The sequence below is a fragment of the Ramlibacter aquaticus genome (assembly GCF_015159745.1).
Classification (GTDB): Bacteria; Pseudomonadota; Gammaproteobacteria; order Burkholderiales; family Burkholderiaceae_C; genus Ramlibacter; species Ramlibacter aquaticus.
Genome location: NZ_JADDOJ010000077.1, coordinates 1 through 19855, shown reverse-complemented (window position 1 = coordinate 19855; position 19855 = coordinate 1). Strand labels below are relative to the sequence as shown.

Sequence of the window (19855 nt, the reverse complement as noted above, 5' to 3'; positions counted from 1 at the left end):
CAGGCAGACGAACCCAAAAAGAAGGAGAAGACCAAGAACTTATCCACACCGTGAGCCGCAAGGCTCGCAAAGAGGGTGGGTCAATATTCGATGGAAATGCCGGGTCAGGATTCCATGGAAATCAACAAGCTCCCGCTGCGGAGCAGTCATTCGCGATCCAGGTAGCCAGATGTCTACTTCCGACCCACTGCAGACGTCAGTCAGCGACTCCGACCCGGCATTGGTCCAAGCACCGCCATTTGCACGGACCTGGTACAACGCACGCGCTCGATCGACCCCGCTGAGCACAAGCCGTCAGGACGGGCATTCATTCAGGACCGCAGTCGATTAGTGACGGGCACGAAGACTGGAAGCCTGTCGTGCTGGCTTCGCTCCGAGCCAGCTTTTAGTTCTTGGAGATAGTCAGCCCACATCTGCATCATCGCGACGCGCTGGACGATGAACTTCGTACGGTTGTAGGCGCGGCCGTTCGTGTCCTTCACAGCGTGATCGAGTTGCATCTCCACGACGGCCTCGGACAGATTGAGCACCTCCACCACGAGCGTGCGCGCCGTGGCCCGGAAGCCGTGAGCTGTCACCAAGTCAGCTCCGTACCCCATGCTGCGCAACGCGCTGTTGAGTGTGTTGTCGGACATGAAGCGGCCTTTGCGCCCTTCGCCCGGAAACAGAATCCCCGTGTGCCCAGTGTGCTGGAACAGTTCCTCCAGCATGGCCACGACCTGACGCGCCAGGGGTACGAGGAGAGGCTCTCCGTTCTCCTTTTCGCGCTTCGTCCGTTTCAGCCGAGCAGAAGGCACATAGAACAGGCCGTTGTCGAGGTCGAACTCGTCCCACCGTGCTTGGCGCAGTTCCCCAGGGCGCAGCATCAGGAGGGGGGCCAGGCGCAGCGCCGTCCTCACGACGAACGATCCCGAGTACCCATCGATCGCGCGAAGCAGAGCCCCGAGTTCGTCAGGTTTTGTGATGGCCGCATGGTGCTTGACCGGGGGCTGCTTGAGGGCATCCCGGATGTCGTTGCAGGGATCGCGCAGGTCCATCCCTTCCGCGATTGCGAATCGAAAGACGCGTCCGCAGTGCTCACGCAGTCGGTGGGCGGTTTCGAGGGTCTCGTTGCGCTCCACGGCTCTGCAAGCCTCCAGCACGAGCTTGGGAGTGATCTCGCCGATGGGCAAGTGCCCCAAGCGCGGGAAAGCGTGCAGTTCCAGACGTCGGATGACCTTGGAGCTGTACGAGTGCATCCATTGGTGGCGCTTGACCTCGAACCAGCGCCGCGCGATCTCTTCGAAGCTGCCGATAGGGGGCTGTCCAGCCTTTAGCCGCTGAGCGTTCTTTTCGTGGGCTTGGCGCTCCTGCTCGGCCGCCTTGCGCGCCTGCATGGGGTCGCCGCCTTTGGCAATGCACGACCAGGCTTCTCGGGCCTTGTAGCGGGCTTCGTCGAGGCCGACCTTGGGATAGGTTCCCAGGCTCAGCGTCCTGCGCTTGCCGCTGATGGTGTAGTCCAGGCGCCAAGCATGGGTGTCACCCCATGCGAAGGGCACCAGGTACAGCCCACCGCCATCGTTCAGGCGCCCTGCGCCACGCTTGAGGGCGCGGATCGCCCGCTCGCCCTTGATCATCTCCACAGCCATCCCGGCCTCCTGCGCTGCTCTCGGTTGAAGAGCGCTGCGAAGGTTTTGCGAAGATGGAAGCACCTTCTGCAAATTCTTCTGCAACGGCGCGTGGCTCGAAACGGCCCTTCGCGGACAGATCCGGAATGAAAAAGCCCTAAGTCATTGACGACAAAGGGCTTTTCGGACTCCGGCGGACAACGCCGGAAGGAAGTCTGGTGGCCTGGGGCGGAATCGAACCACCGACACGCGGATTTTCAATCCGCTGCTCTACCAACTGAGCTACCGGGCCAGAGAAGCGAGATTATATCAGGCTCCGCGCTTGCCCCGGGAGAGGTCGACGCCCAGCTGCTTGAGCTTGCGGTACAGGTGGGTGCGCTCCAGGCCGGTCTTCTCGGCGACGCGGGTCATGGAGCCGCCTTCCTTGGCCAGGTGGAACTCGAAGTAGCACTTCTCGAACTCGTCCCTGGCGTCGCGCAGCGGCTTGTCCAGCTCGAAGAGCTGGCGCGCCTGCGGTCCCATCTCCATGACGGGGGGGAGGCTCTGGCCGCCGGTCATGGCCGACTCCACCGTGAGGTCCATCACCGGCACCATGCGGCCCACGCTTCCGCCATCGCCCGGCTTGCGTGTGTGCACCGCGGGGCCGGTACCCACCGGGGTGCGCGTGAGCGCCGCCTCCACCGCCTTGAGCAGCTTCTGCAAGGTGATGGGCTTCTCGAGGAAGGAGTGGGCGCCGATCTTGGTCGCCTCCACCGCGGTCTCGATGGTGGCGTGGCCACTCATCATGATCACCGGCATGGTAAGCATGCCGCCGGTGGACCACTCCTTGAGCAGCGTCACACCGTCCGTGTCCGGCATCCAGATGTCCAGCAGCACCAGGTCGGGCCGGGCGCGGGTGCGGGCGTTTCGGGCCTGGGCGGCGTTTTCAGCCAGCTCCACGTTATGGCCTTCATCGTTCAGGATTTCCGAGAGCAGGTCCCGGATGCCCAATTCGTCGTCGACCACCAATATGTTTGCCATGTTCCTCGTGCTGGCGGACTGTTGTCAGGCCGCAACTGCGAATGATAGCGACACTTGTGCACCCTGCACGAGCCCGTCGTCGCCGGCCCGGTTCTTCAGGTCCACCCGGGCGGCGTGCTCATCCGCGATTTTCTTGACCACGGCCAGCCCGAGCCCGGTGCCCTTGGCCTTGGTGGTGACGTAGGGCTCGAAGGCCCGCTTGAGGATGTGCTCCGGGAAGCCCGGGCCGCTGTCCTCCACGACCAGGCGCACCCGGCGCGACTGCGGGTTGAAGCGCGTGCGCACCATCACCTCGCGCAGCGCGCAGCCCTCGGTGGCGTCCTGCGCGTTCTGCAGCAGGTTGTGGATGACCTGGCGCAGCTGCTGCGCGTCGCCCATGATGGCTGGCGCCTGCGGGTCCAGCGCCATGCGCATCGCGGCGTGGCCGTCCTCCAGCCCCTCGCGCACGTACAGCTGCAGCACGTCGGCCACCAGCGCGTTCAGGTCCAGGGGCTTGAGTTCAGCAGCCGGCAGCCGGGCGTAGTCGCGGAACTCGTTGACCAGGCGCTTCATCGCGTCCACCTGGTCGACGATGGTGCGCACGGACTTGGTCAGCACCGCCCGGTCGCCCTCGCCCACCTTGGCCGACAGCTTCATCTCCAGCCGCTCGGCGGACAGCTGGATCGGCGTGAGCGGGTTCTTGATCTCGTGCGCCAGGCGGCGTGCCACCTCGCCCCAGGCCTGGGCCCGCTGCGCCGAGACGATCTCGGAGATGTCGTCGAACACCAGCAGGCGCGATTCACCCGGCATCTCCGCGCCGCGCGCCACCAGCGTCACCACCTCGGCGGTGGCCGAGCCCTGCCCGATCGCCAGCTCGAACGATTCCTGCCAGTGGTCCAGCCCGTGCTGGCGCCTGTCGTTCATGTACTCGTCGAACTGGCGTTGCACCGCCTGGCCGAAGTGCTCCAGCCCGGGCACCTGCGACAGCAGCTGGCCCTCGAAGGCCGCCACCGGCGCGCGCAGGATGCGGGTCGCGCCGGGGTTGGTAGTCTGGATGTGGCCCTGCGGGTCCAGCACGATGACGCCGGCGGTGAGGTTGTCCAGGATGGTCTGCAGGTTGGCGCGCGCGGCGTTGACCTGCACCATGCTCTTGTCCACGGCCGCCCGGGCGTCGGCGAGCTGCTGCGTCATCTCGGCGAACGAGCGCGTCAGGCCGCCCAGCTCGTCCTTGCCCTGCAGCGCCGGCTTGGGCGAGAGGTCGCCGGCCGCCACCTCGCGCACGCCAGCGGCCAGCAGCAGCAGCGGCCGCGCCAGCTGGTTGCCCAGCAGCACCGCGAGCAGCACCGCGCCCAGCACGGCCAGGAACAGGCTCAGCGTCAGCGTGCCGATGTACATGCGGCGCAGGCCCTCGCGGCCCAGCGCACGCTCCTGGTACTCGCGGTTGGCCTCCTGCACGGCGATGGCGTTCGCTACCAGCGAGGCGGGCAGCGCCTGCGTGGCCTGCAGGATGCGCGGCTCGCTCACCAGCCCCAGCCCGGGCTGCGCCACCACGGCCACCGCCTTGATGCGAGCCGTGTTGCCCCCCGTCGCAGCGGCCTCGTCCAGGCCCTCGATCACGGCCACCGAGCGCTGCGCCCGCGCGTTGCGCACCAGCTGCGGGCTGGGCCGCTCGGGCGCGAGCTGGAAGCGCGACTGGCCGGCGCTGGCGATGAGCTGGCCGTTGGCGCTCCAGACGATGAGGTCGGCGGCCGACATCTGCTCGCGCAGGCGCTCCAGGGCCAGGGGCACCGCGGCGTCGGGCAGGTCGGCCAGCTGCTGGGCGCCGGCGCGCGTCTTGTTGGACAGGTCGTTGGCCAGCGCGTCCAGGGTGGCGCGGCCCAGGCTCAGGCCGGCGTCCAGCGCGCCCTCGACCTTCACGTCGAACCAGGTCTCGATGGAACGCGAGACGAACTGGTAGGACACGACGTAGATGAGCAGGCCCGGCACGATGCCCACCAGCCCGAAGATGGCCGCCAGCTTGACCAGCAGGCGGCTGCCGAACTTGCCGTTGCGCAGGCGCCCCAGCAGGCGCAGGCCCATCCAGGTGATGACCAGGAGCAGGATGCCCGCCACCACCACGTTCAGCGCGAACAGGCGCCCGTAGTTGCGTTCGTAGAGCTCGCGGTTGTTGGTGGCCTGCGTGAGCAGGAACAGCAGCACGATGCCCAGCGCGACGATCATGGCCGCGCCCACGCCGACCGCCCAGCGGAAGGCGCGGGAACTGCGCAGGGCCGCGCGGCGTGCCGGAGCGGGGTCGCCGCGGTTCATCGCGCCGGCTCGGGGGCGAGGCGCACGTTGCGCGCCGCGTTGATGCTCCAGTCGCCGTGCCCCACGGTGCCGATCTGGAACGGCCGGGGCAGCTGGGAGACATCGAGCCGGAAGCGGAAGTCCACGCTGTAGCGGGCCTCGGGGTCCAGCTCCTGCAGGTCGGCGATCTTCCAGTGCGAGATGCGCTGCACCGCCGCGAGCGCCTCCTCGCGCGAGTCGAAGATCTGGCCCAGGGCCAGGCCCGCCGTGCCCACGGGGGCCGCGGAGACCACCAGCCGCCAGCGCCGGGTCAGCGGCTGGTAGGACAGCCGCATGTGGCGCGTCGCGCTGGCCACCTGCTTGTCGTACCAGTACCAGCGGTCCCGCATCAGGAAGGCGTCGGCGACGAAGAACATGGGGATGCCCTTGGCCAGGGCGTCGTCGACCACGACCGGCAGGTCGAAGCGCAGGTTGGCCGACAGCAGCACGCCCTCGTCGCTGCGCTCCACGCTCAGGGCGCTGACGTCGATGAAGGATTCGGCCCGGGCGGCGGTCCCCAGCAGCAGCAGGGCCGCCAGGGCGCAGCGCAGGATGCGCTCAAGCCGGGCGAGCCCCATGCCCGCCCCGCGCCAGCAGGGCGTAGAAGAAACCGTCGTGGTCACTTGGCTGATTGTCCCCGGGCGCATTGTCGCTGTCCCCGGAATGGGGCAGCAAATGGCCAGGGGCGGGGCGCGCGGACGCCTCTTTGTTGTGCGCAAGAAACGTTTCCACCTGGGCCTGCCCCTCGGCACGGAACACCGAGCAGGTGCAGTACACCAGCCGCCCGCCGGGGGCGAGCAGGGGCCACATCTGCGCCAGCAGGCGGGCCTGGGTGGCGGCGAGCTGGGCGATGTCGCGCTCGCGGCGCAACCAGGGCACGTCCGGGTGGCGCCGCACGATGCCGGACGCGGTGCAGGGCGCGTCCAGCAGGATGCCGTCGAAGGGCTGGCCGTCCCACCAGTCCTGCGGGCGGCCGGCGTCCGCCACCACCACACGCGCCGAAAGCCCCATCCGGCCCAGCGTGTCGCCGATGCGGGCGGCACGGGCCGGGTCCAGCTCGATCGCCGTAACCTGCGCGTCCGCCAGTTCCAGCAGGTGTGCCGTCTTGCCGCCCGGGGCGGCGCAGGCGTCCAGCAGGCGCAGGGGCCGGCCGGGCGGCGCGGCCAGTTCACCCAGCAGCAGCGGGGCGGCGAGCTGCGCGGCCGCATCCTGCACCGAGACCCAGCCTTCGTTCCAGCCGGGCAGGGCCTGCACCGGACAGGGGCGCGACAGCACCAGGCCCTGGCCGCCCGTGGGCCGGGCCGCCATGCCGGCATCCTGCAGGCGGGCCAGGTACGCGTCCCGGCTGATACGGCGGGTGTTCACGCGCAGGCTCATGGGCGGCTGGGTTCGCCCGGCAGTGAGCACCGACTCCCATTGCTGCGGATGGTCCGCGCGAACGCGCTCCAGCCACCAGCGGGGGTAGTTCCAGCGCGCCTCGGGGTTGGCCTCGGTGGCCGCGACCAGGGCGTCGCGTTCGCGCAGGAAGCGCCGCAGGCAGGCGTTGACGAAGCCGGACTGGGGCTTGGCCCGGGGGTCGCGCTTGGCCGCTTCCACGGCCTGGTCCACCAGCGTGAAGGGCTCGTAGGGCGCTTCCGTGGCGTCCCAGGCCAGGGCCAGGGCCAGCACCAGCAAGGCATCGGCATGGGGCGGCGGGGGCCGTTGGGCGAGCAGCCGCCGCAGCGCCTCGGCCCGCCCCAGGCGGCGCAGGGCCTGCGAGGCCAGGGCCTGGGCGCCCGGCCTCAGGCCCGCCTCCACGCCCGCCAGTGCCGCCGTCGCCGACTGGCCGCCCTTCACGGCCGCGAGCACGCCCGCGGCAGCCTGCAGCAGGCGCCACAGCGGCGGGGCCTGGCCCGGGCCCCCGGGCTGCGCCTGCGGCGCCGCCGGGACCGGGCGGGCGGGCGCGCGGCCGGGCCGCTTCGCCGCCTCAGCCACCGGCCAGACCCGGCAGGCGGGCCTCGATGGAGCGGCCCGGGCGGAAGCCGAAGAGCAGCGCGAGCAGCAGGGCCGGGAACTGCGCGATCGCCGCGTTGTAGCGGGCCACCGCGGCGTTGAACTGCTCGGCGGCCGCGCGGGCCTGCAAGGCGAGCTGCGCGCGGCGCAGGCTGAGGTTTTCCGGCAGGCGCGGGCCGGCCAGGTCGTGCGCGTCCTCGCGCTCCACGCGCTCCCAGGCCAGGGAAAGCACACCCTCGGCCGCCGAGAGCGCGGCGATGCCGCCCGGCTCCAGCGGCCGGGCCCGGGCCGCGGCCAGGGTGGCGGCGAACTGGGTCGCGGCGGCGTGCAGCGCGACGAACAGGCCCTCGCTGCCGCCCGGCTGCGGCGGCGGCAGCTCGCCGCGCACCAGCTCGACCTGACGCGTGAATTCGGCTTCCACGGCCGCGAAGGCCGCGTGCGCCTCGGCGCGCAGGCGCACCAGGCGGTTGTAGGCACCCACGCCCCAGAACAGCAGGACGGCGCAGGCCGTCCAGGTCAACCAATGGTCCATGTGCAAATGAAAAAACGCCCCGGCCCTGGCGGGCTCGGGGCGTCCAGTCTAGACGATGCGTTTCAGTCGGCCGGGGCGCTTTCGCCCGCTTCCGTGGGCGCGGCACCTTCGGTCACGCCCGCCAGTTCGGCGGCTTCGGCGTCCGCGATGGCGCGGCGCTCGGCCTCGTCCATCTGGTCCTTGGCCTTGCGTGCCTGGTGGTAGGCCATGCCGGTGCCCGCGGGGATCAGGCGGCCGACGATGACGTTCTCCTTCAGGCCGCGCAGCTCGTCGCGCTTGCCCATGATCGCCGCCTCGGTCAGCACGCGGGTGGTTTCCTGGAAGGACGCCGCGGAGATGAACGAGTCGGTCGACAGCGAGGCCTTGGTGATGCCCAGCAGCAGGTTGCTGTAGGTCGGGGCGATCTTGCCCTCGCCGCGCAGGCGGTCGTTGGTGTCCAGGATCTCGGAGCGCTCGACCTGCTCGCCGGCGATGTAGGACGACTCGCCCGGGTTCTCGACCACGACACGGCGCAGCATCTGGCGAACGATCACCTCGATGTGCTTGTCGTTGATCTTCACACCCTGCAGTCGGTAGACGTCCTGCACCTCGTCGACGATGTAGCGCGCCAGTTCCTCGGCACCCAGCAGGCGCAGGATGTCCTGCGGATCCGCCGGGCCGTCGACCACGACCTCGCCCTTGTTCACCACCTGGCCTTCGTGCACCAGGATGTTCTTCTCCTTGGGCACCAGGTCTTCCCAGACCTTGCCTTCCGGGTCGGTGATCTGCAGGCGGATCTTGCCCTTGGTCTCCTTGCCGAAGGACACCGTGCCGGTGATCTCGGCCAGCACGCCCTTGTCCTTGGGCGAACGGGCTTCGAACAGCTCGGCCACGCGCGGCAGGCCGCCCGTGATGTCGCGGGTCTTCTGGCCTTCGATCGGGATGCGGGCCAGCACTTCGCCGCCGCCCACGTCCTGGCCGTCGCGCACCTGGATCAGCGCGCCCACCGGGAAGCCGATGGTCACCGAGTGGTCGGTGCCCGGGATCTTCACTTCCTGGCCCTGGGCGTCGATCAGCTTGACCTGCGGACGCAGGGCCTTGGTCGAGCGCTTCGGGTCGAACTTGATGACCACCAGGGTGGACAGGCCGGTCACTTCGTCGACCTGCTTGGCCACCGTCAGGCCCTCTTCCACGCCCTCGAACTTCACCTGGCCGGCGAATTCCGTGATGATGGGTCGGGTCAGCGGGTCCCAGTTGGCGAGGATCGCGCCGGCCTTGACGGTCTGGTCCGCCTTGACCGCCAGGATCGCGCCGTACGGCACCTTGTGGCGCTCGCGCTCGCGGCCGTGCTCGTCGTGGATGATCACTTCGCCGGAGCGTGCGATCACCACCAGCTCGCCCTTGCTGTTGGTCACGTAGCGCATCGTGCTGTTGAAGCCGATCACGCCGTTGGACTTGGCTTCCACGCTGGAGGCGATGGCCGCGCGGGACGCGGCGCCGCCGATGTGGAAGGTCCGCATGGTCAGCTGCGTGCCGGGTTCGCCGATGGACTGGGCGGCGATCACGCCGACCGCCTCGCCCACGTTCACCAGGCCGCCACGGCCCAGGTCACGGCCGTAGCACTTGGCGCACAGGCCGAAGCGGGTCGCGCAGGTCAGCGCGGTGCGGACCTTGACTTCGTCCACGCCGCTGCTTTCCAGCACCTCGACCGTGTCCTCGTCGAACATCTGGCCGGCCGGCACGACCACGTCGCGGCTTTCCGGGTGCAGCACGTCCTCGGCTGCGACGCGGCCCAGGATGCGGTCGCGCAGCGATTCGATGACTTCGCCGCCCTCGACGATGGCGCGCATCAGCGAGCCTTCGCTGGTGCCGCAGTCTTCTTCCGTCACCACCAGGTCCTGGGTCACGTCGACCAGGCGGCGGGTCAGGTAGCCGGAGTTGGCCGTCTTCAGCGCCGTGTCCGCGAGGCCCTTTCGGGCGCCGTGGGTGGAGATGAAGTACTGCAGCACGTTCAGGCCTTCACGGAAGTTCGCCGTGATGGGCGTCTCGATGATGGAGCCGTCCGGCTTGGCCATCAGGCCGCGCATGCCCGCCAGCTGGCGGATCTGGGCGGCGGAACCGCGGGCACCGGAGTCGGCCATCATGTAGATGGAGTTGAAGGACTCCTGCTCCACTTCCTTGCCGTTGCGGTCGATGGTCTTTTCCTTTCGCAGCTGGTCCATCATCACCTTGGACACGGCGTCACCCGCCTTGCCCCAGATGTCCACGACCTTGTTGTAGCGCTCGCCGGAGGTGACCAGGCCCGAGACGTACTGCTGCTCGATGTCCTTCACTTCCTTCTCGGCGTCCTCGATGATGCGGTGCTTCTCTTCCGGCACCAGCATGTCGTCGATGGCGATCGAGATGCCCGCGCGCGTGGCCAGGCGGAAGCCGTTCTGCAGCAGCTTGTCGGCGAAGACCACGGTCTCCTTCAGGCCGCACTTGCGGAAGGACACGTTGATCAGCTTGCTGATCTCCTTCTTCTTGAGCGCCTTGTTCAGCACCGCGAAGGGCAGGCCCTTGGGCAGGATCTCGGACAGCAGCGCGCGGCCCACGGTGGTGTGCACCAGCGAGGTGGAGGGCACGAACTCGCCCGTCACCTTGTCGCGGTTCCATTCCGTCAGGCGCACCGAGATCTTCGCCGTCAGCTCGACCACGTTCGCGTCCAGCGCGCGCACGACCTCGCCCACGTCGGAGAAGATCATGCCCTCGCCCTTGGCGTTCACACGCTCGCGGGTGGTGTAGTACAGGCCCAGCACCACGTCCTGCGAAGGCACGATGGAGGGCTCGCCGTTGGCCGGGAACAGCACGTTGTTGGAGGCCAGCATCAGCGTGCGGGCTTCCATCTGCGCTTCCACCGACAGCGGCACGTGGACGGCCATCTGGTCGCCGTCGAAGTCGGCGTTGAAGGCCGCGCAGACCAGCGGGTGCAGCTGGATCGCCTTGCCTTCGATCAGGATGGGCTCGAAGGCCTGGATGCCGAGGCGGTGCAGGGTGGGCGCCCGGTTCAGCATGACCGGGTGCTCCTTGATGACCTCTTCCAGGATGTCCCACACCACCGGGGTGCCGGATTCCACTTCCTTCTTCGCCGCCTTGATGGTGGTGGCGATGCCCATGGCTTCCAGGCGCGAGAAGATGAAGGGCTTGAACAGCTCCAGCGCCATCAGCTTGGGCAGGCCGCACTGGTGCAGCTTGAGGGTCGGGCCCACGGTGATCACGGAACGGCCGGAGTAGTCGACGCGCTTGCCCAGCAGGTTCTGGCGGAAGCGGCCGCTCTTGCCCTTGATCATGTCCGCCAGGGACTTCAGCGCGCGCTTGTTGGCGCCCGTCATGGCCTTGCCACGGCGGCCGTTGTCCAGCAGGCTGTCGACAGCCTCTTGCAGCATGCGCTTCTCGTTGCGCGCGATGATCTCGGGCGCCTTGAGTTCGAGCAGGCGCTTCAGGCGCGAGTTGCGGTTGATGACGCGGCGGTACAGGTCGTTCAGGTCGGAGGTCGCGAAGCGGCCGCCGTCCAGCGGCACCAGCGGACGCAGGTCCGGCGGCAGCACGGGCAGCACTTCCATGACCATCCAGCCCGGCTTGATGCCGGACTTCTTGAAAGCCTCGAGCACCTTCAGGCGCTTGGCGTTCTTCTTGACCTTGACTTCGGAGCCGGTCAGGTCGCCGCGCAGCTTCTCGATCTCGATGTCGAGGTCGATGCCTTCCAGCAGGTCCTTGATGCCCTCGGCGCCCATCTTGGCGATGAACTCATCGCCGTATTCCTTGCGCTTGGCGTCGTAGTCGTCCTCGGACATGATGCCGAACTTCTTCAGCGGGGTCATGCCGGGGTCGGTGATGACGTAGGCCTCGAAGTACAGCACGCGCTCGATGTCGCGCAGCGTCATGTCGAGCACCAGGCCCAGGCGGGACGGCAGCGACTTCAGGAACCAGATGTGCGCGCAGGGCGCGGCCAGGTCGATGTGGCCCATGCGCTCGCGGCGCACCTTGGTCTGGGTCACTTCGACGCCGCACTTCTCGCAGATCACGCCGCGGTGCTTCAGGCGCTTGTACTTGCCGCACAGGCACTCGTAGTCCTTGATGGGGCCGAAGATCTTGGCGCAGAACAGGCCATCGCGCTCCGGCTTGAAGGTGCGGTAGTTGATGGTCTCGGGCTTCTTCACCTCACCGAAGGACCACGAGCGGATCTTCTCCGGCGAGGCCATGCCGATGCGGATGGCATCGAAATGCTCGTCCGGCGTGAATTGCTTGAACAGGTCGAGTAGCGATTTCATGAGTCTTGACCTTCCTGAATTAAGAACGCTCGAGTTCCATGTCGATGCCCAGCGAGCGGATTTCCTTCACGAGAACGTTGAAGGATTCCGGCATGCCGGCCTCGATGGCGTGTTCGCCCTTGACGATGGACTCGTACACCTTGGTGCGGCCCTGCACGTCGTCGGACTTCACGGTCAGCATCTCCTGCAGCGTGTAGGCGGCGCCGTAGGCTTCCAGCGCCCACACTTCCATCTCGCCGAAACGCTGGCCGCCGAACTGCGCCTTGCCGCCCAGCGGCTGCTGGGTGACCAGGCTGTACGGGCCGGTGGAGCGGGCGTGCATCTTGTCGTCCACCAGGTGGTGCAGCTTGAGCACGTGCATGTAGCCGACGGTGACCGGGCGCTCGAACTGCTCGCCGGTGCGGCCGTCGCACAGGTAGGCCTGCGTGCGCGTCGCCGTCAGGCCCTTGGCCTTGGCGATTTCCTCGGGGTAGGCGAGGTGCAGCATGGCGCGGATCTCCTCTTCGGAGGCGCCGTCGAACACCGGCGTCGCGAAGGGCACGCCCTTGGCCAGTTCGAAGGCCATCTTCGCCAGGTCCTCGTCGGACATGGTGGCGAGGTCTTCGCGGCGGCCGGACTTGTTGTACAGCTCGTCCAGGAAGCGGCGCAGCTCGGCCGCCTTGGAGTGCTGCTGCAGCAGGTCGCCGATGCGCTGGCCGATGCCCTTGGCGGCCCAGCCCAGGTGCACTTCCAGCACCTGGCCCACGTTCATGCGCGAAGGCACGCCCAGCGGGTTCAGCACGATGTCGCACGGGGTGCCGTCGGCCATGTAGGGCATGTCCTCGACCGGAACGATCTTGGACACCACGCCTTTGTTGCCGTGGCGGCCGGCCATCTTGTCGCCGGGCTGCAGGCGGCGCTTGACGGCCAGGTAGACCTTGACCATCTTCAGCACGCCGGCCGGCAGCTCGTCGCCCTGCGTCAGCTTCTTGCGCTTCTCTTCGAACGCGAGGTCGAAGCTGTGGCGGGTCTGCTCCAGCGAGTTCTTGATGGACTCGAGCTGGGTCGCGACCTCGTCTTCCGCCGGCCGGATGTCGAACCAGTGGAACTTCTCGATCGAGGCCAGGTAGGCCTTGTCGATCTTGGTGCCCTTGGCCAGCTTCTGCGGGCCGCCGTTGGCGACGCGGCCGTTCAGCAGCTTCTCGATACGGTCGAAGGCGTCGGCCTCGACGATGCGCAGCTGGTCGTTCAGGTCCAGGCGGAAGCGCTTGAGCTCGTCGTCGATGATCTGCTGGGCGCGCTTGTCGCGCTGGATGCCCTCACGGGTGAAGACCTGCACGTCGATGACGGTGCCCTGGCTGCCCTGGTCCACGCGCAGCGAGGTGTCCTTCACGTCGGAGGCCTTCTCGCCGAAGATCGCCCGCAGCAGCTTTTCTTCCGGCGTCAGCGTGGTCTCGCCCTTGGGCGTGACCTTGCCCACCAGCACGTCGCCGGGCATCACTTCCGCGCCGACGTAGATGATGCCGGACTCGTCCAGGCGGTTCAGCTGCTGCTCGGACAGGTTCGGGATGTCGCGGGTGATTTCCTCGGCGCCCAGCTTGGTGTCGCGCGCCATGACCACCAGTTCCTCGATGTGGATCGAGGTGTAGCGGTCGTCGGCGACCACGCGCTCGGAGATGAGGATGGAGTCCTCGAAGTTGTAGCCGTTCCAGGGCATGAACGCGACCAGCATGTTCTGGCCCAGCGCCAGCTCGCCCAGGTCGGTCGAGGCGCCGTCGGCCACCACGTCGCCCTTGGCGATGGTGTCGCCGCGCTTGACGATGGGACGCTGGTGGATGTTGGTGTTCTGGTTGGAACGCTGGTACTTGATCAGGTTGTAGATGTCCACGCCGACCTCGCCCGCCTGGGCTTCGTCGTCGTTCACGCGCACCACGATGCGGGTCGCATCCACGTAGTCCACGATGCCGCCGCGGTTGGCGGTGACCACCGTGCCGGAGTCGACCGCGGAGACGCGCTCGATGCCGGTGCCCACGAAGGCCTTCTCGGGACGCAGCACCGGCACGGCCTGGCGCTGCATGTTGGCCCCCATCAGCGCGCGGTTCGCGTCGTCGTGCTCCAGGAAGGGCACCAGCGAGGCGGCCACGGAGACGATCTGCGCCGGCGACACGTCCATGTACTGGATGCGCTCTGCCCCGCAGAGGATGGATTCACCCTGCTCACGGGCGGAGACCAGGTCACCGGTCAGGCGGCTGTCCTTGTCCAGCGTGGCGTTGGCCTGGGCGATGACGTACTTGCCTTCCTCGATGGCGGACAGGTAGTCGATCTGGTCGGTCACCTTGCCGTCCACCACGCGGCGGTACGGCGTCTCGATGAAGCCGTATTCGTTCAGGCGGGCGTACAGGGCCAGCGAGTTGATCAGGCCGATGTTCGGGCCTTCCGGCGTCTCGATCGGGCACACGCGGCCGTAGTGGGTGACGTGCACGTCACGCACCTCGAAGCCGGCGCGCTCGCGGGTCAGGCCGCCCGGGCCCAGGGCCGAGACGCGGCGCTTGTGCGTGATCTCGGACAGCGGGTTGGTCTGGTCCATGAACTGCGACAGCTGCGACGCACCGAAGAACTCCTTCAGCGCCGCGGAGATCGGCTTGGAGTTGATCAGGTCATGCGGCATGAGCGGTTCCTGCTCGGCCTGGCCGAGGCGCTCCTTGACGGCCTTCTCGATGCGGGCGAGGCCGGTGCGGTACTGGTTCTCGGCCAGCTCACCCACGCAGCGCACGCGGCGGTTGCCCAGGTGGTCGATGTCGTCCACTTCGCCGCGACCGTTGCGCAGGTCGACCAGGATCTTGACCACGGCGAGGATGTCCTCGTTGGTCAGGACCATGGGGCCGTCCGCGGTGTCGCGGCCGACCTTGGCGTTGAACTTCATGCGGCCCACGCGCGACAGGTCGTAGGTGTCCGGGTTGTAGAACAGGCGCTGGAACAGGGCCTGCACCGCGTCCTCGGTCGGCGGCTCGCCGGGGCGCATCATGCGGTAGATGGCGACGCGGGCGGCGAACTCGTCCACCGTCTCGTCGGTGCGCAGGGTCTGCGAGATGTACGCGCCCTGGTCGAGCTCGTTCGTGTAGATGACCTGCAGGTCCTGGATGCCGGCCTGGCGCAGCTTCTTGAGCAGGGCTTCGGTCAGCTCGTCGTTGGCCTTGGCCAGGATCTCGCCGGTGTCCGGGTCGACGATGTTGCGGGCGACCACGCGGCCCAGCAGGTAGTCTTCCGGCACGCTGATGTGCGTGGTGCCGGACTGCTCCAGGTCACGGGTGTGGCGCGCGGTGACGCGCTTGTCCTTGGCGACGATGACCTTGCCGGACTTGTCGGTGATGTCGAAGCGGGCCACTTCGCCGCGCAGGCGCTCGGGCACGAACTCCATCTGCGCGCCGCTGTCCATCAGGCGGAAGTTGTCGTTGACGAAGAAGTTCGCCAGGATGGATTCCGGCGTCAGGCCGATGGCCTTGAGCAGGATGGTGACCGGCATCTTGCGGCGGCGGTCGACGCGGAAGTACAGCAGGTCCTTGGGGTCGAACTCGAAGTCCAGCCAGGAGCCGCGGTAGGGGATGATGCGGGCCGAGAACAGCAGCTTGCCCGAGCTGTGCGTCTTGCCCTTGTCGTGCTCGAAGAACACGCCCGGCGAGCGGTGCAGCTGGGAGACGATCACGCGCTCGGTGCCGTTGATGATGAACGAGCCCTTGTCGGTCATCAGGGGCACCTCGCCCATGTAGACCTCCTGCTCCTTCACTTCCTTCACGACCTTGCTCTGCGGCGTGGAGGACTCGCGGTCGTAGATGATCAGCTGCACGCGGGCGCGCACGGCCGACGAGAAGGTCAGGCCGCGGGTCTGGCACTCGCGCACGTCGAAGGCGGGCTTGGCCAGGTTGTATTCCAGGAACTTCATCTCCACGAAGCCGTTGTGGGAGACGATCGGGAAGGCGGCGTTGAAGGCGGCCTGCAGGCCTTCGGTGGTGCGTTGTTTGGAATGGACGTCGGCCTGGAGGAAGGCGGTGTATGCGTCCTTCTGCATCTGGAGCAGGTACGGGATTTCAAGCACGCTGTCGCGCTTGCCGAAGCTTTTGCGGATGCGCTTGCGTTCGGTATAGGAATAGGCCATGAGATCTCCGGGCTAATGAGCTCTTGCGCAACTGTTGCCAAGCCTGCCGGGGTGGCCGGGGCTCAGCGTTCTTGGCGGGTTGGCCACTACCAACCATGGCGGACAGCGATGCATTGCACATCGCCCGAACCAAGGCGTCTTCTGCAGTCGGGGTCAGAAGACACTCGCAAACACTGGGGACAACCCTAGATTGGAACAGTGTTTGCGAGTGCGCTCTTCGCACACTCTTTAAAGCACCAAAGGCTGGAGGCCCTTTCGGGACGCTCCAGCCTCGGGTCGGGGCTGAATTACTTCAGTTCGACCTTGGCGCCGGCGTCTTCCAGCTTCTTCTTGGCAGCCTCGGCGTCGGCCTTGGGCATGCCTTCCTTGACGGGCTTGGGCGCGCCGTCCACCAGGTCCTTGGCTTCCTTGAGGCCCAGGCCGGTGATTTCGCGCACGGCCTTGATGACCGACACCTTGTTCGCGCCGGCTTCCATCAGCTGGACGGTGAACTCGGTCTTCTCTTCGGCGGCGGCCGGGGCGGCGCCACCACCGGCGGCGGCCGGGGCGGCCATCGCGGCGGCGGACACGCCGAACTTCTCTTCAATCGCCTTGACCAGGTCGTTGAGTTCCATGACGGTCATGCTGTCCAGGGCCGTCAGGAAAGCGTCTTTGTCGAATGCCATTTTTCGGATTCCTTAATAAAGTTGGGGTCAGGCCGCTTGCTCAGCGGCTGCGGGGGCCTCAGCGCCACCCTTTTTCTCTGCCAGGGCGCCCAGCACCACCGCGGTGCGGGAGATGGGCGACATCAGCAGGCCGCAAAGCTGCGCCAGCAGAACTTCCTTGGAGGGAATGTTCGCCAGTTGCTTCACGCCGTTGACATCCAGGGCCTTGCCCGCGAACGCGCCACCACGAATGACCAGCTTGTCGTTGGTCTTCGCGAAGTCGGCCACCACCTTGGCGGCGGCCACAGCGTCCACGGAGAAGCCGTAGATCAGCGGACCGGTCATCTGGTCGCCGACGACTTCGAACGCGCTACCGGCGACAGCACGGCGGGCCAGGGTGTTCTTCAGAACACTCAGGCTCACACCCTTGCTGCGCGCGTCGTTGCGCAGTTTCGTCATGTCAGCGACCGTGATGCCGCGGTATTCCGCCATCACCAGCGTTTGAGCTTTAGCGGCGAGGGAGGTCACCTCTGCGATGACCGCTTCCTTCTCACTGCGATTCAGACTCAAGGTCTACTCCTTCAAATGCAGCCCTTGCGGGCTGCGCCTTCGTTGCAGCGACCAACTTCAGAAAGAAACCTTCAGATTCCATCTTCAGCGGGATCGCCATCTGCGTTGGCTGTCCTTGCGGATTAAGCGGCTCGCACCGCGCCAACGGTCTTGGATGGCCTGCCGGGTCACCTTTCGGGGCCCGGCAGCCCACCACACCCGGCCGCGCCTGCCCGCGCAGCCAGGAATTCCTCAAGCGATCAGGCCGAGATGGACTGGGTGTCCACGCGGACGCCCACACCCATGGTCGACGAGACCGCCACCTTGCGCAGGTACACGCCCTTGGACGTGGCCGGCTTGGACTTGTTCAGCGCATCGATCAGCGCGACCAGGTTGCCCTGCAGCTTGTCCGATTCGAACGAGCGGCGGCCGATGGTCGCGTGGATGATGCCGGCCTTGTCGGCGCGGAACTGCACCTGGCCCGCCTTCGCGTTCTTGACCGCGGTGGCCACGTCGGGGGTGACGGTGCCGACCTTGGGATTCGGCATCATGCCGCGCGGGCCCAGGATCTGGCCCAGCGTACCCACCACGCGCATCGCGTCGGGGGCGGCGATCACCACGTCGAAGGGCATGTCACCCGCCTTCACGCGGGCAGCCAGGTCGTCCATGCCGACGACGTCGGCGCCGGCGGCCTTGGCCTCCTCGGCCTTGGCACCCTGGGCGAACACGGCCACGCGCTTGGTCTTGCCGGTGCCGTTGGGCATCACGACGGCGCCACGCACCACCTGGTCCGACTTCTTCGGGTCGATGCCCAGCTGCACGGCCACGTCGATGGACTCATCGAACTTGGCGGTCGCGCATTCCTTGACGATGCCCAGGGCGTCGCCCAGGGCATACAGCTTGGTGCTCTCGACTTTGCCCTGCAGGGCTTTTTGCTTCTTGGTCAGCTTGGCCATTTAAACGCCCTCCACCGTGACGCCCATCGACCGGGCCGAACCCGCGATGGTGCGAACCGCCGCGTCCAGATCGGCCGCGTTCATGTCCTTCATCTTGGTCTTGGCGATCTCCTCGAGCTGCGCCCGGGTGATCTTGCCGACCTTGTCGGAATGGGGCTTGGCGGAGCCCTTGTCCAGCTTGATGGCCTTCTTGATCAGGGTCGTCGCGGGCGGCGTCTTGATGATGAAGGTGAAGCTCTTGTCCGCGTAGGCCGTGATCACCACGGGCAGCGGCAGGCCCGGCTCGACACCCTGGGTCTGGGCGTTGAACGCCTTGCAGAACTCCATGATGTTGAGGCCGCGCTGGCCCAGCGCGGGGCCGATCGGGGGCGACGGATTGGCCTTGCCAGCCGGCACTTGCAGCTTGACAAAACCGACGATTTTCTTCGCCATGTTTTCTACTCCTTGCGGGTTCTAGCGCCGGGCCACTGCGGGCACCGGCTCCCCGGGGGTTGTCGACTCAGGGGGCTTTCACCAGGCGCGGAGTCGGGGGCCCGCCTGGCCATTCGTCAGGTCTTCTCGACCTGGCTGAATTCAAGCTCGACCGGGGTGGCACGACCGAAGATCGTGACCGACACGCGGACCTTGCTCTTTTCGTAGTTGACTTCCTCGACGGTGCCGTTGAAGTCGGTGAAGGGCCCGTCCTTGACGCGCACGTACTCGCCGACCACGAACTCCACCTTGTGGCGGGGCTTCTCGACGCCTTCTTCCATCTGGCCGAGGATCTTGGCGACCTCGTCTTCCGAGATGGGGGCCGGGCGGTTCTTGGCGCCGCCGACGAAACCGGTCACCTTGTTGGTGTGCTTCACCAAGTGCCAGGTGTCGTCGTTCATGATCATCTGGACCAGCACATAGCCGGGGTAGAAGCGACGCTCGGAAGTGCGCTTCTGGCCGTTCTTGATCTCGACGACTTCCTCGGTGGGCACCAGGATCTCGCCGAACATGTCCTGCATGCCGGCGCGGTTGATGCGCTCGCGGATGTTGCGCTCCACGGCCTTTTCCATGCCGGAGTACGCGTGCACCACGTACCAGCGCAGGTCAGGGTTGACCGGCTTGGCGGGCGGCGTCTCGGCTTCGGGCGCGGCGGGGGTATCGCTGATGTCGCTCATTACTTTTTCCAGCCCAGGATCAGGTCGTAGAGAGCCCATTCGAGGGTCTTGTCGGTGAGCCACAGGAAGAGGGCCATGATCGCGCAGAACGCGATCACGTACGCCGTCATCTGGATCGACTCCTTGCGGGTCGGCCAGACGACCTTCTTGACTTCCTTCCAGGAGTCGCGGCCGAAGGCGATCAGCTGCTTGCCGGTTTCGGCGGTGAAGAAGATGCCGGCGGCGGCGATCAGGCCCAGCACCAGCACGCCCCACTGCACCAGCGCACCCTGGCGCGAGAGCAGGTAGAAACCGGCGAGCGCGCCCAGCACGAGGACGGCAGCACCCGCCAGCCGGGCCTTGTCGGCGCCGGAGCTCACGGTTTCAACTTGCGTAGTGGCCATTTGCGGCGATTTCCTGCTTCAGATTTGTCGTCTCTTGAAGAGACTGAAGCCCGACACGCGGCCGGGCTTGGTTTTTGGCGCCACTCAGGTGGCAGGGGCAGTAGGAATCGAACCTACAACCTTCGGTTTTGGAGACCGACGCTCTGCCAATTGAGCTATACCCCTACGGCCATTACTCCATGATCTTCGCGACGACGCCGGCACCCACGGTGCGGCCACCTTCGCGGATGGCGAAGCGCAGGCCTTCTTCCATGGCGATGGGGGCGATCAGCTTCACGGTGATGGTGACGTTGTCACCG

Annotated in this window: 15 protein-coding genes and 2 tRNA genes; all 17 read right to left on the bottom strand. The window is 67.1% G+C overall.

Annotation, left to right across the window (positions count from 1 at the left end; translation table 11 throughout):
• Positions 1 to 311 precede the first annotated feature (311 nt).
• Complete coding sequence (locus tag IM725_RS16020; RefSeq protein ID WP_193781636.1) at positions 312 to 1628, bottom strand: tyrosine-type recombinase/integrase; 1317 nt, start codon at positions 1626 to 1628, stop codon at positions 312 to 314.
• A 195-nt stretch (positions 1629 to 1823) separates the two neighbouring features.
• Positions 1824 to 1899 (bottom strand) — tRNA-Phe (locus tag IM725_RS16015).
• A 17-nt stretch (positions 1900 to 1916) separates the two neighbouring features.
• On the bottom strand, positions 1917 to 2627 hold the full coding sequence (locus IM725_RS16010; RefSeq protein ID WP_193781635.1) for a response regulator: 711 nt from the start codon (positions 2625 to 2627) through the stop codon (positions 1917 to 1919).
• A 24-nt stretch (positions 2628 to 2651) separates the two neighbouring features.
• Entirely contained in the window at positions 2652 to 4913 is a 2262-nt protein-coding gene (locus IM725_RS16005; protein ID WP_193781634.1) for a sensor histidine kinase, read from the bottom strand.
• The gene (locus tag IM725_RS16000) at positions 4910 to 5554 is read right to left on the bottom strand and encodes a DUF4390 domain-containing protein (RefSeq protein ID WP_287066748.1); all 645 of its coding nucleotides are present in this window, start codon (positions 5552 to 5554) and stop codon (positions 4910 to 4912) included. The genes IM725_RS16005 and IM725_RS16000 overlap by 4 nt, the downstream gene beginning before the upstream one ends.
• The gene (gene rsmB, locus IM725_RS15995) at positions 5490 to 6905 is read right to left on the bottom strand and encodes a 16S rRNA (cytosine(967)-C(5))-methyltransferase RsmB (RefSeq protein ID WP_193781633.1); all 1416 of its coding nucleotides are present in this window, start codon (positions 6903 to 6905) and stop codon (positions 5490 to 5492) included. Before rsmB ends, IM725_RS16000 begins: the two co-directional genes overlap by 65 nt.
• Positions 6898 to 7455 (bottom strand): LemA family protein, encoded by a 558-nt coding sequence (locus tag IM725_RS15990; protein WP_193781632.1) that lies wholly within the window; start codon positions 7453 to 7455, stop codon positions 6898 to 6900. Before IM725_RS15990 ends, rsmB begins: the two co-directional genes overlap by 8 nt.
• Positions 7456 to 7517: 62 nt before the next feature.
• Positions 7518 to 11744: a DNA-directed RNA polymerase subunit beta' gene (gene rpoC / locus IM725_RS15985; protein ID WP_193781631.1), complete on the bottom strand. Its 4227-nt coding sequence runs from the start codon at positions 11742 to 11744 to the stop codon at positions 7518 to 7520.
• A 19-nt stretch (positions 11745 to 11763) separates the two neighbouring features.
• The gene (gene rpoB, locus IM725_RS15980; protein WP_193781630.1) at positions 11764 to 15876 is read right to left on the bottom strand and encodes a DNA-directed RNA polymerase subunit beta; all 4113 of its coding nucleotides are present in this window, start codon (positions 15874 to 15876) and stop codon (positions 11764 to 11766) included.
• 287 nt (positions 15877 to 16163) lie between these two features.
• The gene (rplL, locus tag IM725_RS15975; protein ID WP_193781629.1) at positions 16164 to 16541 is read right to left on the bottom strand and encodes a 50S ribosomal protein L7/L12; all 378 of its coding nucleotides are present in this window, start codon (positions 16539 to 16541) and stop codon (positions 16164 to 16166) included.
• 27 nt (positions 16542 to 16568) lie between these two features.
• Positions 16569 to 17090, bottom strand: a complete 522-nt coding sequence (gene rplJ, locus IM725_RS15970) for a 50S ribosomal protein L10 (RefSeq protein ID WP_193781628.1) — start codon at positions 17088 to 17090, stop codon at positions 16569 to 16571.
• A 239-nt stretch (positions 17091 to 17329) separates the two neighbouring features.
• Positions 17330 to 18025, bottom strand: a complete 696-nt coding sequence (rplA, locus tag IM725_RS15965; RefSeq protein WP_193781627.1) for a 50S ribosomal protein L1 — start codon at positions 18023 to 18025, stop codon at positions 17330 to 17332.
• Positions 18026 to 18457: a 50S ribosomal protein L11 gene (rplK, locus tag IM725_RS15960; protein WP_193781626.1), complete on the bottom strand. Its 432-nt coding sequence runs from the start codon at positions 18455 to 18457 to the stop codon at positions 18026 to 18028.
• Positions 18458 to 18573: 116 nt separating this feature from the next.
• Positions 18574 to 19173, bottom strand: coding sequence for a transcription termination/antitermination protein NusG (gene nusG / locus IM725_RS15955; RefSeq protein WP_193781625.1), 600 nt, complete (start codon positions 19171 to 19173; stop codon positions 18574 to 18576).
• On the bottom strand, positions 19173 to 19556 hold the full coding sequence (secE, locus tag IM725_RS15950; RefSeq protein ID WP_193781624.1) for a preprotein translocase subunit SecE: 384 nt from the start codon (positions 19554 to 19556) through the stop codon (positions 19173 to 19175). Before secE ends, nusG begins: the two co-directional genes overlap by 1 nt.
• A gap of 89 nt (positions 19557 to 19645) precedes the next feature.
• A tRNA-Trp gene (locus IM725_RS15945) sits at positions 19646 to 19721 on the bottom strand.
• A 7-nt stretch (positions 19722 to 19728) separates the two neighbouring features.
• The coding region (locus IM725_RS15940) for an EF-Tu C-terminal domain-related protein (protein ID WP_456096306.1) at positions 19729 to 19855 on the bottom strand (127 nt) is incomplete at its 5' end.

Excerpts from the sequence above, each read along its gene's own strand:
- IM725_RS16020 (WP_193781636.1), bottom strand. The coding sequence starts at position 1,628 with ATGGCTGTGGAGATGATCAAGGGCGAGCGGGCGATCCGCGCCCTCAAG.
- IM725_RS16010 (WP_193781635.1), bottom strand. The coding sequence starts at position 2,627 with ATGGCAAACATATTGGTGGTCGACGACGAATTGGGCATCCGGGACCTG.
- IM725_RS16005 (WP_193781634.1), bottom strand. The coding sequence starts at position 4,913 with ATGAACCGCGGCGACCCCGCTCCGGCACGCCGCGCGGCCCTGCGCAGT.
- IM725_RS15990 (WP_193781632.1), bottom strand. The coding sequence starts at position 7,455 with ATGGACCATTGGTTGACCTGGACGGCCTGCGCCGTCCTGCTGTTCTGG.
- rpoC (WP_193781631.1), bottom strand. The coding sequence starts at position 11,744 with ATGAAATCGCTACTCGACCTGTTCAAGCAATTCACGCCGGACGAGCAT.
- rpoB (WP_193781630.1), bottom strand. The coding sequence starts at position 15,876 with ATGGCCTATTCCTATACCGAACGCAAGCGCATCCGCAAAAGCTTCGGC.
- rplL (WP_193781629.1), bottom strand. The coding sequence starts at position 16,541 with ATGGCATTCGACAAAGACGCTTTCCTGACGGCCCTGGACAGCATGACC.
- rplA (WP_193781627.1), bottom strand. The coding sequence starts at position 18,025 with ATGGCCAAGCTGACCAAGAAGCAAAAAGCCCTGCAGGGCAAAGTCGAG.
- rplK (WP_193781626.1), bottom strand. The coding sequence starts at position 18,457 with ATGGCGAAGAAAATCGTCGGTTTTGTCAAGCTGCAAGTGCCGGCTGGC.
- nusG (WP_193781625.1), bottom strand. The coding sequence starts at position 19,173 with ATGAGCGACATCAGCGATACCCCCGCCGCGCCCGAAGCCGAGACGCCG.
- secE (WP_193781624.1), bottom strand. The coding sequence starts at position 19,556 with ATGGCCACTACGCAAGTTGAAACCGTGAGCTCCGGCGCCGACAAGGCC.